The 15,073-nt window shown below is 68.7% G+C and carries 12 protein-coding genes and 3 pseudogenes; 13 read left to right on the forward strand and 2 right to left on the reverse strand.

What is annotated here, in order from left to right; translation table 11 throughout:
* The first annotated feature begins 19 nt into the window (after nucleotides 1-19).
* The 10 genes and pseudogenes from FRZ33_RS02190 to FRZ33_RS02235 all read left to right on the forward strand — a co-directional run bounded on the left by FRZ33_RS02190 (nucleotide 20) and on the right by FRZ33_RS02235 (nucleotide 10,232).
* Complete coding sequence (locus FRZ33_RS02190; RefSeq protein WP_146907343.1) at nucleotides 20-787, forward strand: hypothetical protein; 768 nt, start codon at nucleotides 20-22, stop codon at nucleotides 785-787.
* Nucleotides 788-914: 127 nt separating this feature from the next.
* Nucleotides 915-1,844 carry an acyl-CoA desaturase gene (locus tag FRZ33_RS02195; protein ID WP_174754998.1) on the forward strand — a complete coding sequence of 310 codons (930 nt, stop codon included), beginning with the start codon at nucleotides 915-917 and terminating at the stop codon, nucleotides 1,842-1,844.
* Nucleotides 1,841-3,133, forward strand: a complete 1,293-nt coding sequence (locus FRZ33_RS02200; protein WP_146907347.1) for an NAD(P)/FAD-dependent oxidoreductase — start codon at nucleotides 1,841-1,843, stop codon at nucleotides 3,131-3,133. Before FRZ33_RS02195 ends, FRZ33_RS02200 begins: the two co-directional genes overlap by 4 nt.
* Nucleotides 3,130-3,897, forward strand: coding sequence for a DUF1365 domain-containing protein (locus FRZ33_RS02205; RefSeq protein WP_146907349.1), 768 nt, complete (start codon nucleotides 3,130-3,132; stop codon nucleotides 3,895-3,897). Before FRZ33_RS02200 ends, FRZ33_RS02205 begins: the two co-directional genes overlap by 4 nt.
* Nucleotides 3,894-5,152, forward strand: a pseudogene (locus FRZ33_RS02210) (class I SAM-dependent methyltransferase). Before FRZ33_RS02205 ends, FRZ33_RS02210 begins: the two are co-directional and overlap by 4 nt.
* A gap of 1 nt (nucleotide 5,153) precedes the next feature.
* On the forward strand, nucleotides 5,154-5,708 hold the full coding sequence (locus FRZ33_RS02215; RefSeq protein ID WP_146907351.1) for a DUF2878 domain-containing protein: 555 nt from the start codon (nucleotides 5,154-5,156) through the stop codon (nucleotides 5,706-5,708).
* The gene (locus FRZ33_RS02220; protein WP_146907353.1) at nucleotides 5,708-6,505 is read left to right on the forward strand and encodes a DUF1295 domain-containing protein; all 798 of its coding nucleotides are present in this window, start codon (nucleotides 5,708-5,710) and stop codon (nucleotides 6,503-6,505) included. Before FRZ33_RS02215 ends, FRZ33_RS02220 begins: the two co-directional genes overlap by 1 nt.
* Before the next feature lie 5 nt (nucleotides 6,506-6,510).
* The gene (locus FRZ33_RS02225) at nucleotides 6,511-7,575 is read left to right on the forward strand and encodes an SAM-dependent methyltransferase (protein ID WP_146910547.1); all 1,065 of its coding nucleotides are present in this window, start codon (nucleotides 6,511-6,513) and stop codon (nucleotides 7,573-7,575) included.
* Between the two features lie 11 nt (nucleotides 7,576-7,586).
* Nucleotides 7,587-8,126, forward strand: coding sequence for a lipocalin family protein (locus FRZ33_RS02230; RefSeq protein WP_146907355.1), 540 nt, complete (start codon nucleotides 7,587-7,589; stop codon nucleotides 8,124-8,126).
* A gap of 486 nt (nucleotides 8,127-8,612) precedes the next feature.
* Nucleotides 8,613-10,232 (forward strand): tetratricopeptide repeat-containing sulfotransferase family protein, encoded by a 1,620-nt coding sequence (locus FRZ33_RS02235; protein ID WP_146907357.1) that lies wholly within the window; start codon nucleotides 8,613-8,615, stop codon nucleotides 10,230-10,232.
* A gap of 60 nt (nucleotides 10,233-10,292) precedes the next feature.
* On the opposite strand, the pseudogene rpoD reads toward FRZ33_RS02235, so the two are convergent.
* Together rpoD and dtd are read right to left on the reverse strand one after the other, a co-directional pair.
* Nucleotides 10,293-12,141: pseudogene (rpoD, locus tag FRZ33_RS15570) on the reverse strand (RNA polymerase sigma factor RpoD).
* Between the two features lie 110 nt (nucleotides 12,142-12,251).
* On the reverse strand, nucleotides 12,252-12,689 hold the full coding sequence (dtd, locus tag FRZ33_RS02245) for a D-aminoacyl-tRNA deacylase (RefSeq protein ID WP_146907359.1): 438 nt from the start codon (nucleotides 12,687-12,689) through the stop codon (nucleotides 12,252-12,254).
* 54 nt (nucleotides 12,690-12,743) lie between these two features.
* Between dtd and FRZ33_RS02250 the strand changes: the two genes are divergently transcribed.
* The 3 genes and pseudogenes from FRZ33_RS02250 to FRZ33_RS15790 all read left to right on the forward strand — a co-directional run.
* Entirely contained in the window at nucleotides 12,744-13,667 is a 924-nt protein-coding gene (locus FRZ33_RS02250; RefSeq protein WP_146907361.1) for an LpxL/LpxP family acyltransferase, read from the forward strand.
* A complete protein-coding gene (locus FRZ33_RS02255; protein ID WP_146907363.1) occupies nucleotides 13,664-14,173 on the forward strand; it encodes a PH domain-containing protein in 510 nt (169 codons plus the stop codon). Before FRZ33_RS02250 ends, FRZ33_RS02255 begins: the two co-directional genes overlap by 4 nt.
* Before the next feature lie 170 nt (nucleotides 14,174-14,343).
* Nucleotides 14,344-15,054: pseudogene (locus FRZ33_RS15790) on the forward strand (PH domain-containing protein); the annotation flags it as partial.
* Nucleotides 15,055-15,073 lie beyond the last annotated feature (19 nt).

Raw genomic sequence — 15,073 nt, forward strand, 5'->3', positions numbered from 1 at the left:
ACCCGAGGTTGGATTCGCCATGCAGCGTGCGGTCTTGTGTCTGGTACTGGCTTGCCTTTCCGCGGCCCCGTGCGCCGCTGAACCGCTGACGCGGCGCGAGGACGCGAGTGTCTTCGCGCGCGACGGCCGCCTGCTCTACCGCGAAACCCATTGGTCGGCGGGCGCGGACGATCCGCGGCGGCTGGTTCTCTACCGCTGCGCCGACGGACGCCCGTTCGCGCGCAAGCGCGTGCTGGCGCAAGGCTCGCCGCAGGCGCCGGATTTCGAACTGGTGGATGCGCGCGACGGCTACCGTGAAGGCGTACGCACGCGCAACGGCCGCCGCGAAGTCCTCGCCGGTGAGGCGGTGGACAACCCGGCGGGTGTCCCACTGGACGTACCTGGAAACGGCGTGATCGATGCCGGGTTCGACGCCGCCGTGCGCCGCCACTGGGACCGGCTGATGGCGGGCGAGACGGTGCGCTTGCAGTTCCTTATGCCGAGCCGCCAGCGTTTCTACCCGGTCAGGGTGCAGCGTGACACCGGCCTGGACTGGCAGGGCGTGCCGGCTGAGCGCCTGCGCATGCAGCTGGACCTGTGGTTCGGCTTCGTGGTGCCGCCGATCATGGTGACCTATGCCCGTGACGACCAGCGGCTGCTGGAGTTCGCCGGGACCGGCAACCTGCGCGATGTGCAGCAGGATTATCCGCAGGTGCGGATCGCCTTCGCGCCGCAGCGCGCCAGGGCCAGCGCCGGGGAAGTCGCCGCGGCCCGCAACGTCGCGCTGGCGGGCCAGTGCCGGTTCTGACCCGCGTTTCCTCCGCGACGACCGTGCGGCCCGGCTGCATCCAATCCGGCGTCTCGCGCGTAAGTGTTGCGAATCCACCGGAGACGGAACGATGCCGCGGCCCAGCCTGCAGCCAGGGAACCATCGCATGATGCAGACGCTGCGCCGCTGGTTCGACACCGGTGCCGACGACACCGGGGATCCGTCACCCGGCCAGGGCGCGCGTGTCGACTGGGCCCGCGCCCTGCCCTTCTTCGCGATGCACCTGGCCTGCCTGGGCGTGCTGTGGGTGGGCGTGTCGTGGTTCGCCGTGGTGGTGGCGCTGGTGCTTTACGCGGTGCGCATGTTCGCGATCACCGGCTTCTACCACCGCTATTTCTCCCATCGCACCTTCCGCACCTCGCGTGCGGTGCAGCTCCTGTTCGCGCTGATCGGCGCCGCCTGCGTTCAGCGCGGGCCGCTGTGGTGGGCCGCGCACCACCGCAACCACCACCGCCATGCCGACACCGCGGCCGATCCGCATTCACCGGCGGTGCACGGGTTCTGGTGGAGCCACATGGGCTGGTTCCTGACCCGCGAGCGCTTCCGCACCGACTGGTCGCGCATTCCCGACCTCGCGAAGTTTCCGGAACTGCGCTGGCTGGACCGCTACGACATCGCGGTGCCGCTGGCGCTGGCCGCCGCCTTGTACGCCCTGGGCGAAGGGCTGGAACGTTTCGCGCCGGCACTGGGCACCACCGGCCCGCAACTGCTGGTGTGGGGATTCTTCGTCTCGACCGTGGTGCTGTTCCACGCCACGGTGACTATCAACTCGCTGGCGCACCGCTTCGGCAGCCGGCGTTTCGCCACCCGCGACGACAGCCGCAACAACCTGCTGCTGGCGCTGCTGACCTTCGGCGAAGGCTGGCACAACAACCACCACTTCTTTCCGGGCAGCGCCCGCCAGGGTTTCGCCTGGTGGGAAGTCGACCTGACCTGGTACGGGCTGCGCGCGATGTCCGCGCTGGGGTTGGTGCACGACCTCAAGCCGGTGCCGGCCTGGGTGCTGGCCCGCGTCGATGCGGGGGACAAGGCATGAGCCAGCACATCGCCGTGATCGGGTCGGGCATCGCCGGCCTCGCCAGCGCCTGGTGGCTGTCGCAGCGCCATCGCGTGACACTGTTCGAGCGCAACGACTACTTCGGCGGCCATACCCACACGCACGACGTGGAGATCGGCGGCCGCACGGTCGCGGTGGACAGCGGCTTCATCGTGTTCAATACCCTGCACTACCCGTTGCTGAGTTCGCTGTTCGACACGCTTGGCGTGGAATCGCAGCCGACCACGATGAGTTTTTCGGTGCACGACGAGCGCAGCGGGCTGGAGTACAACGCCACCTCGCTGGACGGGCTGTTCTGCCAGCGCCGCAACCTGGTGTCGCCGCGGTTCTGGCGCATGCTGCTGGACCTGCGGCGCTTCTACCGCGAGGCGCCGGCGCTGCTGGCCGGCGACGGCGACGGGCCGGCGTTGGGCGATTATCTGGCGCAGCGCGGCTACGGCGAGCTGTTCATCCGCGACCACCTGGTGCCGATGGCGTCAGCGCTGTGGTCGTCGCCGGCCGGCAACGTGCTGCAGTTCCCGGCCCGCCACATGCTGCGTTTCATGGACAACCACCAGATGCTGCAGGTGTCGGGCCGGGCGCCGTGGCGCGTGGTCAAGGGCGGTTCGGCCCGTTACATCGACGCACTGCGCGCGAACTGGACGGTCGAAGCGCGGCTGGGTTGCCCGGTGCATACGATCCGGCGCGGCAGCGAGAGCGTGCGGATCGACAGCGCCAATGGCCGGGAACGTTTCGACCAGGTCGTGATGGCCTGCCACAGCAACCAGGCCCTGGCGCTGCTGTCCGATGCCGACGCGGCGGAATACGAGGTGCTGGGCGCGATCCGCTACCAGCCCAACGAAGCCGTGCTGCACACCGACGAGCGCCTGCTGCCGCGCAACCGAAAGGCCTGGGCCGCCTGGAACGCGCACGTGCCGCGTGACGCCGGCGCGCCGTGTACGGTCAGCTACTGCATGAACCAGCTGCAGGGCCTGGACGTCGACGTCCCGCTGGTCGTGACCCTCAACCGCAGCCACGCGATCCGGCCCGACCGCATCCTGCGCACGATGCAATACGCCCATCCCATCCACGACCACGCGATGGTGCGGGCGCAGGCCCGGCGTGCGCAGCTGCAGGGCCGTCGCCGCACCTGGTTCGCCGGCGCCTACTGGGGTTGGGGTTTCCACGAGGACGGCATCCGCAGCGCGTACGACGTGGTGCAGGCGCTGGAAGCGGACGAAGGCAGGCCAGGCCAGCCGGCGCGGCCGCAGGCGGTGGAACCGGCATGAGCGCCAGCGCGATCTACCACGGCTCGGTGACGCACCGCCGGCATGCGCCGCACCCGCATGCATTCGAGTACCGGATGGCGCAGCTGTGGCTGGACCTGGACGAACTCGACGACGTGTTCCACGGCCGCTGGCTGTGGTCCAGCCGCGGCCGCAACCTCGCCGAGTTCCGCCGCAGCGACTATCTCGGCCCGCCGTCGCGGCCGCTGGCCGACGCGGTGCGCGACCGGGTCGAACAGGCGATCGGGCGTCGCCCCACCGGGCCGGTGCGGCTGCTCACCCACCTGCGGTATGCCGGTTACGTGTTCAATCCGGTCAGCTTCTACTACTGCTACGACGCGGACGGGGAGACTCTTCACAGCATCGTCGCGGAGATCACCAACACGCCCTGGCGCGAACGCCACGCGTACGTGCTGCCGGTCGCAGGGGCCCAGCCGCGGGGCCGGGCCCTGCACTGGTCCTTCGACAAGCAGTTCCACGTCTCGCCCTTCCTGCCGATGGACTGTCGTTATGACTGGAGCTTCACACCGCCTGGCGAAGACTTGCGCGTGCACATGCAGGTATGGCGGGAATCCGAGCGCCAGTTCGACGCGACCCTGGCCCTGCAGCGGCGACCGCTGGACGGACCCGGGCTCGCGCTGACCCTGGCCCGCTTCCCGCTGATGACGCTGCAGGTGACCGGCGCCATCCACTGGCAAGCGCTGCGGCTGTGGCTCAAACGCAATCCGGTCCATGACCACCCTTCACTTTCCGGAAAACAGGCATGAATGAGATCGCCCAGGTCGTGGCCTCCCCGAGCACCTCCGCGCTGGACCGCTGGCTGCGCGGGCGCCTGCTGGCGCAGCTGGCGCCGCTGCGTGGCGGCGCACTGCGTGTGCACGACGCCGAAGGGGAGATCACCTTGGGTGAGCCGGCGGAAGGCGGCGCCGTGGAGGTGTGGATCCGCGACCCGTCCTTCTACCGGATGGTCGCCGCCAAGGGCAGCGTCGGCGCCGGCGAGGCCTATATCGAGGGCGCCTGGCGCTGCAGCGACCTGGTGGAACTGGTGCGCCTGCTGGTGCGCAACCGTGCATTGCTGGACGGCATGGAAATGGGGCCGGCCCGGCTCGGCGGTGCCCTGCTGCGCGCCTGGAACGCGGCGCGCCGCAACTCGCGCCGCGGCAGCCGCCGCAACATCGCCGCGCACTACGACCTGGGCAATGACTTTTTCTCGCTGTTCCTGTCGGAAGACAGGATGTACTCCTCGGCTTTGTTCGCCGAAGCGGACGAGTCCCTGGAAACGGCCTCGCGGCGCAAGCTCGAACGCATCTGCCAATGGCTGGACCTGCAGCCGGGCGACCGCGTCATCGAAATCGGCACCGGCTGGGGCGGCTTCGCGCTGCATGCGGCGCGCCACCACGGCTGCCATGTCACCACCACCACGATTTCCGCCGAACAGTTCGCGCTGGCGCGGCAGCGGGTCGACGAAGCCGGCCTGCAGGACCGCATCACGGTGCTGCAGCAGGACTACCGTGACCTGCAGGGGCAGTACGACAAGCTGGTGTCGATCGAGATGATCGAGGCGGTCGGCGCGCAGTACCTGCCGGACTATTTCGCCAAGCTGGGCACGCTGCTCAAGCCCGATGGCCTGGCCCTGCTGCAGGCGATCACCATCGAGGACCACCGCTACGACCATGCGCTGCACAGCGTCGACTTCATCAAGCGCTTCGTGTTCCCGGGCAGTTTCATTCCCTCGGTGCAGGCGATCGTGCAGGCCAAGTCGCGGCACAGCGACCTGCAGCTGGTGGCGCAGCAGGATTTCGGCCCGTCGTATGCCTTGACGCTGCGCGCCTGGCGCCAGCGTTTCCTGGCCAACCTGGCCGCCGTGCGGGCGCAGGGGTTCGACGAACGTTTCATCCGGCTCTGGGAGTTCTACCTGGCGTATTGCGAGGGCGGCTTATGGAACGGTCGATCGGGGTGTCGCACCTGCTGATGGCGCGCCCGGGACATCGTCCCGCGCTGTCCGCCACGCCGGTGCGCTGACGTGCGGCGCGTGATCGCCAACATCGTCGGCAACCAGTGTGTCTGGCTGTGCGCGGTGGCGGGTGCCGGGCACGGCTGGGCCTGGCCGGGCGTGGTGGCCGCCGCGGGCTACGTGCTGTGGCAGTTGGCCGTCGCGCCGCATCCCCGGGTCGAGATCCGGCTGGTCGCGCTGGCGCTGGTCGTGGGCCTGGTGGTGGATGGCGTGGCCGGTAGCCAGGGCTGGCTGGTCTATGCCGTGCCGCAGGGTGTTTCCTGGCTGGCACCGGTGTGGATCCTGGCTTTGTGGGCCGCGTTCGCGGTGATGCTGACGGTGTCGCTGAAGGCCTTCCAGACGCGGCTCGCGCTCGCGTCCCTGCTGGGCGGCCTGGGCGCGCCGCTGGCCTACCTGGCGGCGGCGCGTGGCTGGGGCGCCGTTGAATTCGCGACGCCGGACTGGCGTGGAATCGCCTGGCTGGCCTTTGCCTGGGCGCTGGCGCTGCCACTGCTGCTGCACGCCGCGCGGACCGCGACGGCCGCGGCCCCGGATACCGGACGATCACACGCGGGAGCGCACTGATGGACTTGCTTGTTTTCATCTGGCTTGGCGCGGCGTTGATGATGACGCTCGGCTGGTGGTGGCAGCTGCGCCACGCCAACATCGGCATCGTTGATGTGCTGTGGACCGCGGGTGTCGGCCTTTCGGCCATCGTCATCGCCGCGCAGGGCCAGGGCGGGCCGGTGACGCGCACCCTGCTGGCGGTGCTGGGCGCCGCCTGGGCCGCACGCCTGGCCTGGCACATCTGGCGGCGCGTGCGCAGCGAACCGGAAGACGGGCGCTACGCCCACCTGCGCCGGCACTGGGGCGGCCAGCAGGGGCTGATCTTCGGCTTCTTCCAGTTCCAGGCGCTGCTGGTGGTGCTGTTCGCACTGCCTTTCACCGCCGTCGCCGCGAACCCCGATCGTGGCCAATGGGGCTGGTGGACCGCCGCGGTACTGATGTGGATCGCCAGCGTCGTGGGCGAGGCCGTGGCCGACCGGCAACTGGCCCGGTTCCGCGCTGATCCGCGCAACCGCGGCAAGACCTGCCGCGAGGGATTCTGGCGCTATTCGCGTCATCCCAACTATTTCTTCGAGTGGCTGCACTGGTTCACTTACGTGCTGCTGGCCGTAGGTGCGCCGAATCCGTGGCTGGCGTTCGCGGGCCCGGTGGTGATGTACGTGTTCGTGCGCTGGATCAGCGGCGTGCCCTTCACCGAACAGCAGGCCCTGCGCACGCGCGGCGAGGACTACCGCCGCTACCAGCAGAGCACGCCGATCCTTTTTCCCTGGTTTCCGTCGCAGCCGTCCCCGGCCGACAAGGAGCGCATTCCGTGAACACCGTGGTTGACCTGAACGAAGATGTTCCCCAGACGGCACCCGGTCTGCTGGGCCTGGCCGAACGTGGCCTGCTTCCCGATGCCCTCGTGCGACTCGGCATCCGCCGGCTCTGCGAGCAGCGACTGCGGGACGAACGCGCCGGCGGCCAGGAAGCGGAGGCCCGCCGCTTCACCGCGCTGCTGGACGACCTGCGCCACAGTCCGCTGGCGCTGCACGTGGACGCGGCCAACCGCCAGCATTACGAAGTGCCGCCGGCGTTCTTCGAGCTCTGCCTCGGGCGCCGGCTGAAGTACAGCAGCGCCTATTACCCGACCGGCCGCGAGACGCTGGACCAGGCCGAGGAGGCCATGCTGGCGCTGTACGCGGAACGCGCGCAGCTCGAGGACGGCCAGGACATCCTCGAGCTCGGCTGCGGCTGGGGTTCGCTGACCTTGTGGATGGCCGAGCGTTTCCCGCGCTCCCGCATCACCGGCGTGTCCAACTCCAACGGCCAGCGCGAACACATCCTGGCCCGCTGCCGCGAACGCGGGCTGGACAACGTGCGCATCCTCACCGCCGACGTGAACCTGCTGAAGTTGGACCCACAGGCCTTCGACCGTTGCGTTTCGATCGAGATGTTCGAACACATGCGCAATTACTCGCGCCTGCTCGAGCGCATCTCGGGCTGGCTGCGCCCGGACGGCAAGCTGTTCGTGCACATCTTCGCCCACCGCACGTTGATGTATCCGTTCGAAACCGCGGGCGAGGACGACTGGATGGGCCGGCATTTCTTCACCGGCGGCCTGATGCCGGCCGCCGATACCCTGCTGCACTTCCAGGACCACCTGCGCCTGAAACAGCGCTGGCTGCTGGACGGCACGCACTACCAGCGCACCGCCAACCACTGGCTGCAGAACCAGGACCGGCACCGGGACGAAGTGATGGCGGTGCTGCGCGGCTGCTACGGCGAGCAGGGTGCGGCGCTCTGGAACCAGCGCTGGCGCATGTTCTGGATGGCCTGCGCGGAACTGTTCGGATACCGGCAGGGCCAGGAATGGCAGGTCGCCCACTACCTGTTCGAACGATGAAGGAGCACGGCATGCGCACGCGCACCCTTTCGCTGGTGGCCATGCTCGCCGCCGTACTGGCCGGCTGCTCGTCCACGCCGGCGCGCATCGCGGCGGTGCCGGAAGTCGACGTGCCGCGCTTCATGGGCGACTGGTACGTCATCGCCCACATCCCCAGCTGGCCCGAACGCAATGCCTACGACGCGGTGGAGACCTATGCCGTGCGCGAGGATGGTCGAATCCAGACCACCTTCCGTTTCCGCGACGGCGGCTTCGACCAGCCGCTGCGGACGATGTCGCCGGTGGGCACCGTGCGCGAGGAAGGAAACGGTGCGATCTGGGACATGCAGTTCGTCTGGCCGATCCAGGCCGAGTACGTGATCGTCGATCTGGATGACGGCTACACGCGCACGATCATCGGCCGCAGCAAGCGCGACTACGTCTGGCTGATGGCGCGGCAACCGGTGATGTCGGAAGCCGACTACCAGGCCAGCGTGCGCCGGATTGCCGAACTTGGCTACGACGTCAGCAAGCTGCGTGTCGTGCCGCATGGCGGAACGAAGCCGGACTGAACCGCGCGGCGGCGCGGCATGACGCGCCTGGACATCGTGTTGGTGGGCCCACCAGGACTCGAACCTGGAACCAAGGGATTCGCGTAGCCCGGAGATTTCCCTCCGGCGCGGACTATCTCTTCACCCTTCGCTTGCGCGGATGGGGTGCGGGACGCTCGAGCCTGTGATCAAGGGCGCTGAAGCCCTCAGGTAGTCTCTGCACCTTCCGGCGGTGTACCGCCGGCTTGGCTCAGGGTCACCACCGGCCGAACCGCTGAGGCTTCCCTGAATTCATCCCGTTCCCGTCCGCCCCTTCCGGGGCGGCGGCACCTTTCGATGAGTCCCCTGCTCTAACCATTGAGCTATAGGCCCTGACACGGCTCTCATCCTACGAGACGGCCCCGCAGGACGCCAGACAAACCAGCCGGAGATGTTCGTCGGGCGACTGCAGAAGCTTTCGCAGCCCGCACCGTTACAATCCGTGTCGAACCTCCCGCTGGACCCTGCATGTCGGAGCCTAATTCCATCGCCAACGCGCCCCTTGCCGCTGCCGAAGCCGACCGGCTCCGCCGCGCTGCCGGCATCCGTGCCGCCGCGCGCGACTGGGAAGGCGCTGCGGCGATGCTGGGTGAGGCGGTCGCGCTGCAGCCCGGTGATGCCGCGACATGGTTCGTGATGGCAAAGGCACTGGAAAATGCCGGCCATCCACGGCGCAGCCACGCCGCTGCCCTGAAGGCGCAGGCCGCCGGTCCGGCCAGGTGGCCGCATGCGCTGGCACTGGCGCGGCTGCTGTGCGCCTGGCACGAAGTACCGCCGTTGCGCGCGCTGGCAGCGTCGATGCAGGCCTGGCAGGCCCAGGCGCCGGTTGAGGAGATGATGGAACTGGCCGACCTGCTGGGTCGCGTGGACCTGCACGACGAAGCGCTGCACTGGGTGCAGCAGGTGCTGGCGCGCGAACCGCGCCATGTGCGGGCGCTCTACGTGCGTGGCACGACCCATCTGTTCCTGGGCAGCATGGACGAGGCGCGCGCCGATTTCGAACAGGCCATCGCACTGGCGCCGGATCATGCGCATTCGCACTGGCGGCTGGCCGAATTGCGCGCCGGCGACCGGGTTGGCGCGCCGTTTCGTGTGCAGCGCATGCGCGCGCAGCGCGAACGTGTCGCGCCGGGTTCCGAGCAGGACATCTACTTCAGCTACGCGCTGTTCGACGAATTGCACGACCTCGGCGAGCACGATGCCGCCTGGGAGGCGCTCACGCGCGGCGCCCGTGGCAAACGTGCCAGCTTCCGCTACGACGCGGCCGCCGACCACGCGCTGCTGGCCTCGATCGCCGCAACCTGCGATGCCGGCTTCGTCGCCGGTCCCGGCCACGACGGCGATGACGACGAACCTACGCCTCTGTTCATCGTCGGCATGTTCCGCTCCGGCACGACCCTGCTGGAGCGCCTGCTCGCCGGGCATCCCGACATCGCGGATGCCGGTGAAAGCGGTGGTTTCTTCGCCCGTCTGCGCCTGGCGGCCGACAACACGGGGCCGCTGTCGACGGGATTCCTGGATATCGCCCGGCAGGCCGACCCGCGGGCACTCGGCGCCGACTTCATGGGCAGCCAGCGCTGGCGCGCGCGCGGCCGGCGTTTCTGGACCGAAAAGCTGCCGGCGAACGTGCTGCTGGCCGGCTTCATCGCCCGCGCCCTGCCGCGCGCACGTTTCCTGCACATGCGGCGGCCGCCGATGGATGTGTGTTTTTCCAACCTGCGCATGCTGTTTGGCCGCGCCTGTGCGTACTCCTACGACCAGCACGAGCTGGCGGGCTACTACCGCAGCTACACGGCGCTGACCGAACACTGGCGCGGCGTGCTCGGCGATCGCTGGCTGGACATCGACCATGCCGACCTGGTGGCGGACCCGGACACGCAGATGCGCCGTGTGCTGGCGCACTGCGGGCTGCCGTTCGATCCGTCGGTGCTGTCGCTCGACGATCGCGGCGGCGCAGTGTCGACCGCCAGCGCGGCACAGGTGCGCGATGGCATCCGCAAGGCGGACGCGCCGGCATGGTGGCCGTACCGGGAGCCATTGCGGCCACTGGCCGACGCGCTGGGCGTCGATCCCCACGCCGCCGGCTGAACCCGGAAACGACGAAGCCCCGCCGGAGCGGGGCTTCGTTTGTTACGTCGGTGCAGGCACTTACTCGAGGTCGAGGAAGGACCGCAGCTGTTCCGAACGGGTCGGATGGCGCAGCTTGCGCAGCGCCTTCGCCTCGATCTGGCGGATGCGCTCGCGGGTGACGTCGAACTGCTTGCCGACTTCTTCCAGCGTGTGGTCGGTGTTCATGTCGATGCCGAAGCGCATGCGCAGCACTTGGCCTCGCGCGGCGTCAGGCCGGCGAGCACGTCGCGCACGGTCTCCATCAGGCCCAGGTTCGTGGTCGCCTCGATCGGCGACTCGATGCTGGTGTCCTCGATGAAATCGCCCAGGTGCGAATCCTCGTCGTCGCCGATCGGCGTCTCCATGGAAATCGGTTCCTTGGCGATCTTGAGCACCTTGCGAATCTTGTCCTCGGGCATCTCCATCTTCTTCGCCAGCTCTTCCGGGGTCGGTTCGCGACCCATTTCCTGCAGCATCTGGCGGGAAATGCGGTTGAGCTTGTTGATCGTCTCGATCATGTGCACCGGGATGCGGATGGTGCGCGCCTGGTCGGCGATCGAGCGGGTGATGGCCTGGCGGATCCACCAGGTGGCGTAGGTCGAGAACTTGTAGCCGCGGCGGTATTCGAACTTGTCCACGGCCTTCATCAGGCCGATGTTGCCTTCCTGGATCAGGTCGAGGAACTGCAGGCCGCGGTTGGTGTACTTCTTGGCGATGGAGATGACCAGGCGCAGGTTGGCCTCGACCATTTCCTTCTTGGCCTTGCGGGCCTTGGCCTCGCCGTAGGCCATCGCGCGGTTGATTTCCTTGATGTCCGGCAGCGTCAGCCACAGCGACTGCTCGATGCCGACCAGCTTGTGCTGCTCGGCGATGATCAGGTCCTTGAACTCGCGCATGCCCGACGACCACTTCTGCTTGCGCCGGATGACGTCGTCGGCCCAGTCCAGGTTGATCTCGTTGCCCGGCCAGGCGCGCAGGAAGTCCTTGCGCGGCATCTTGGCGTTGCGTGTGCAGATGTCGAGGATGCGGCGCTCGTGTTCCTTGATCGAGTTCACCACCTCGCGCAGCTTGCGCACGAAGGCGTCCATCAGCGCCAGCGGCAGCTTCAGGCGCAGGAACTCGGTGGCCATTTCCTCGCGGACCTTGACGGTCTTCTTGTCGGAGGCGCCGTACTTGGCGTGGGTCTTCTGGAACTTGGTGTACAGGCCCTTGAGCGTGTCCATGCGGCGGCCGACTTCGGCCGGGTCCGGGCCGGTGTCGACGGCGGCGGTTTCCTCGCCATCCTCGGTCGCGGCCTCATCCTCTTCCTCGATTTCCGCGTCTTCCTCGATCGCGGCGACCGGGATGACTTCTTCCGGTTCTTCCATGTCCAGGAAGCCGACCACGACCTCGTTCAGGCGCTTCTTGCCCTCGAGGTGCTGGTCGTAGTCCTCCAGCAGCAGCTGGATGGACCAGGGAAGCTGGCCAGCGAGGAATGCACCTGGTTCAGGCCTTCCTCGATGCGCTTGGCGATGGCGATCTCACCCTCGCGGGTGAGCAGTTCGACCGAACCCATCTCGCGCATGTACATGCGCACCGGGTCGGTGGTGCGGCCACCCTCGGTATCGAGCGAGGTCAGTGCGGCAGCGGCTTCTTCGGCGGCGGTATCGTCGGAATCGCGCTGCGAGGACGAATCGGACAGCAACAGGGTCTCGGCATCGGGCGCGACTTCGTGCACCTCGATGCCCATGCCGTTGATCATGCCGATGATGTCTTCGATCTGCTCCGGATCGACGATGTCGTCGGGCAGGTGGTCGTTGACCTCGGCATAGGTCAGGTAGCCCTGTTCCAGGCCCTTGGTGATCAGCTGCTTGATTTCGGACTGCTGAGCCGGACGATCGTTGGCCATGAAAACGTATCCCGCGACAGGGAAAATGGAACCGCGCAGTGTACAGGAGTCCGTCGGACTTGGCTAAGTATTTGATTAACCAAGGGGAAACAGCCCGCTGAAAACGGGGCTCAGGACTGCAGGCGGAAGGTCACCGGGCCGTCATTGGCCAGGCTGACCACCATGTGGGCGCCGAAACGCCCGGTTTCAACCCGGGCATGCCGCTGGCGGCAGAGGGTGACCAGCCGCTCGAAACCCGCCCGTCCGGCTTCGGGCGGGGCGGCCGAGGTGAAGCTGGGCCGCAGGCCTTTGGTGGTGTCGGCCGCCAGTGTGAACTGGCTGACCAGCAACAGGCCGCCACCGGTGTCGGCCAGGGACAGGTTCATCTTGCCGGCCGCGTCGCCGAACACGCGATAGGCGAGCAGCCGCTCGGCCATGCGCGCGATGCGTGTTTCGTCATCGCCCGGCTCCACCGCCACCAGGGCCAGGAGGCCGGGACCTATGGCACCGACGACCTGGTCGTCGACCCGCACGCTGGCTTCGAGCACACGCTGGATGAGGGCGATCATGCCGCGAGTGTAATGGCGCCGCGGCCGCGCGGAGGCATCGCTTACACTCCGGCCATGAAGGTCCCCCTGAAGACCCGGCTGATGTACGCGGCCGCCTGGTGCCTCGGCCGATTGCCGCTGTCCTGGGCGCAGCGGCTCGGCGATGCCATCGGTGCGTTCTCGCATCGGTTCGACACGCGCGAATGCAAGGTCGCGCGCCGCAACCTGGAGCTGCTGGGCCTGCCGCGCGATCCGGCCGAACGCGACCCCGCGCTGCGCCGCATCCTGGGCCAGACCGGCCGCTGCGCGGTCGAGACGCTGCGCATCTGGACCCGGCCGCGTGCCGACAACCTGCGGCTGGTCGCCACCGTCACCGGACTCGAACACCTGGCGGCCGCGGAAGCCGCCGGCCGCGGCGTGATCATCAGCGCGCCGCATTACGGCAACTGGGAGCTGCTGATCGAATTCCTGGCCGCCCGCGGCCCGTTCACCCTGGTCTACCGCACCCCGGAATCCGCATCCGGCGACGCCTTCCTGCGCCTGGCCCGCGGCGGCGAGAACATCCGCCTGGTCCCGGCCGAAGCCAGCACCCTGCGTCCGCTGTGGAAGGCGCTGCAGGCCGGCGGCGTGGTCGGCATCACCCCGGACCAGCAGCCCAAGCTCGGCAGTGGCGAATTCGCGCCGTTTTTCGGCCGCCAGGCCCTGACCCTGAGCCTGATTCCCCGCCTGGCCGAACGCAGTGGCGCCGCCGTGCTGTTCGCCTACGCCGAGCGCCGGCCCGACGGACGCTTCGACCTGCATTTCGAACCCGCCCTGCCGGCCATCGCCTCGCCCGACCTGGTCGAAGCCACCACGGCCATGAATGCCCAGGTGGAATCGATCGCGCGCCGGGACCTCTGGCAGTACCAGTGGACCTACAAACGCTGGACGCTGCGCCCACCCGGCAGCGGCGAAACCAACCCCTACCACCCGGATTGCTACAAACGACCCCGCCAATGACCGAAGCCGAAGACGACATCACGCCCGCCGCCACGTCCGACTGGCAGCCTCTGCCCGAGGCGGCACGGCGCGTCTCCACGCTGGTGGGGGCACTGGGCTGGCTGCCCTTCGGCGCGATCCCCGCGGTGGTCGGCGGCGCGTTCATTCCCGGCTGGCCGGCGCGTATCGCCCTGGGCCTGGCCTGCCTGGCGCTGGCGGCGGGGATCGGCGCCTGGCACGGGCGTGCACGCTGGTCGCGCACCGCCTGGCGCCTGGACGATCGTGGCCTGCAGGTGCGGCGCGGTCTGGTCTGGCGCAGCGAAGTGCTGGTGCCGCGCACGCGCGTGCAGCACCTGGACCTCGAACGCGGCCCGATCGAACGCCGCCACGGCCTGGCCACCCTGGTCGTGCACACCGCCGGCACCCGCCTGTACGCGCTGCGCCAGTCCGGCTTCCTGGACGCCGACGCGGTGGCACTGCGCGACGCCCTGCTGCCGGAGGCCGACCGCCATGACGACGCCCTCTGAGGCCATCGCCGAAGGCGGCGCCGAACGCCGCCTGCACCCGCTGTCGTGGCTGTTCGTGCTGATCCAGCAGCTCAAGAGTTTCGCGATCCCGCTGCTGGTGCTGCTGTTCACCGGGCGTGGCAATTCCTTGGGAACTCTGGGGCCTGCTGGGCGCCGGCGTGCTGGTGCTGGTGTCGCTGGCGCAATACTTCACCTACCGGTTCCGGGTCGAGGGCGACGGCATCGTCATCCGCAGCGGCCTGTTCCAGAAAAGCCTGCGGCACATCCCGTTCCAGCGCATCCACAACGTCGCCCTGCACCAGTCGCTGCTGCACCGGATCTTCGGCGTGGCGGAAGTGCGGCTGGAATCGGCCGGCGGCATGCGCCCGGAGGGCGAGATGCGGGTGCTGTCGCTGCACGACGCGCATGCGCTGGAAGAACTGGTTCGCAGCCACGGCCAGGCCGCGGCGACGGACGGTGCAGCCGACGAGACACAAACGCCGACGTCCCGCGAGCTGCTGTCGCTGCCCACCAGCGAGGTCGTGCGCCTGGGCCTGATCTCCAACCGCGGCATGATCCTGGTCGCGGCGGCGATCGGCGTGCTGGCGCAGGCCAGTTCGGACCTGGTCGGCGACACCCTGGAGTCCTGGATCAAGCTGCTGATGGGCTGGGGCAAGGACCTGCTTATGGGCGTGGCCGGCTGGGTCTTCGGTGCGCTGAGCCTGCTGCTGTTCGCGGTGGTCGCGCTGCGCCTGCTGTCGATCGTGTTGGCCTTGCTGCAGTACCACGGCTTCACCCTGACCGAAACCGGCCGCCGGCTCAGCGTGCAGCGCGGACTGCTGACCCGGCTGCGCGCCAACATGCCGCGCCGGCGCATCCAGGCCTGGAGCCTGCGCGAAAGCCTGACCCATCGCTGGCTGG

It is taken from the genome of Arenimonas daejeonensis (genome assembly GCF_007993735.1).
GTDB lineage: Bacteria > Pseudomonadota > Gammaproteobacteria > Xanthomonadales > Xanthomonadaceae > Arenimonas > Arenimonas daejeonensis.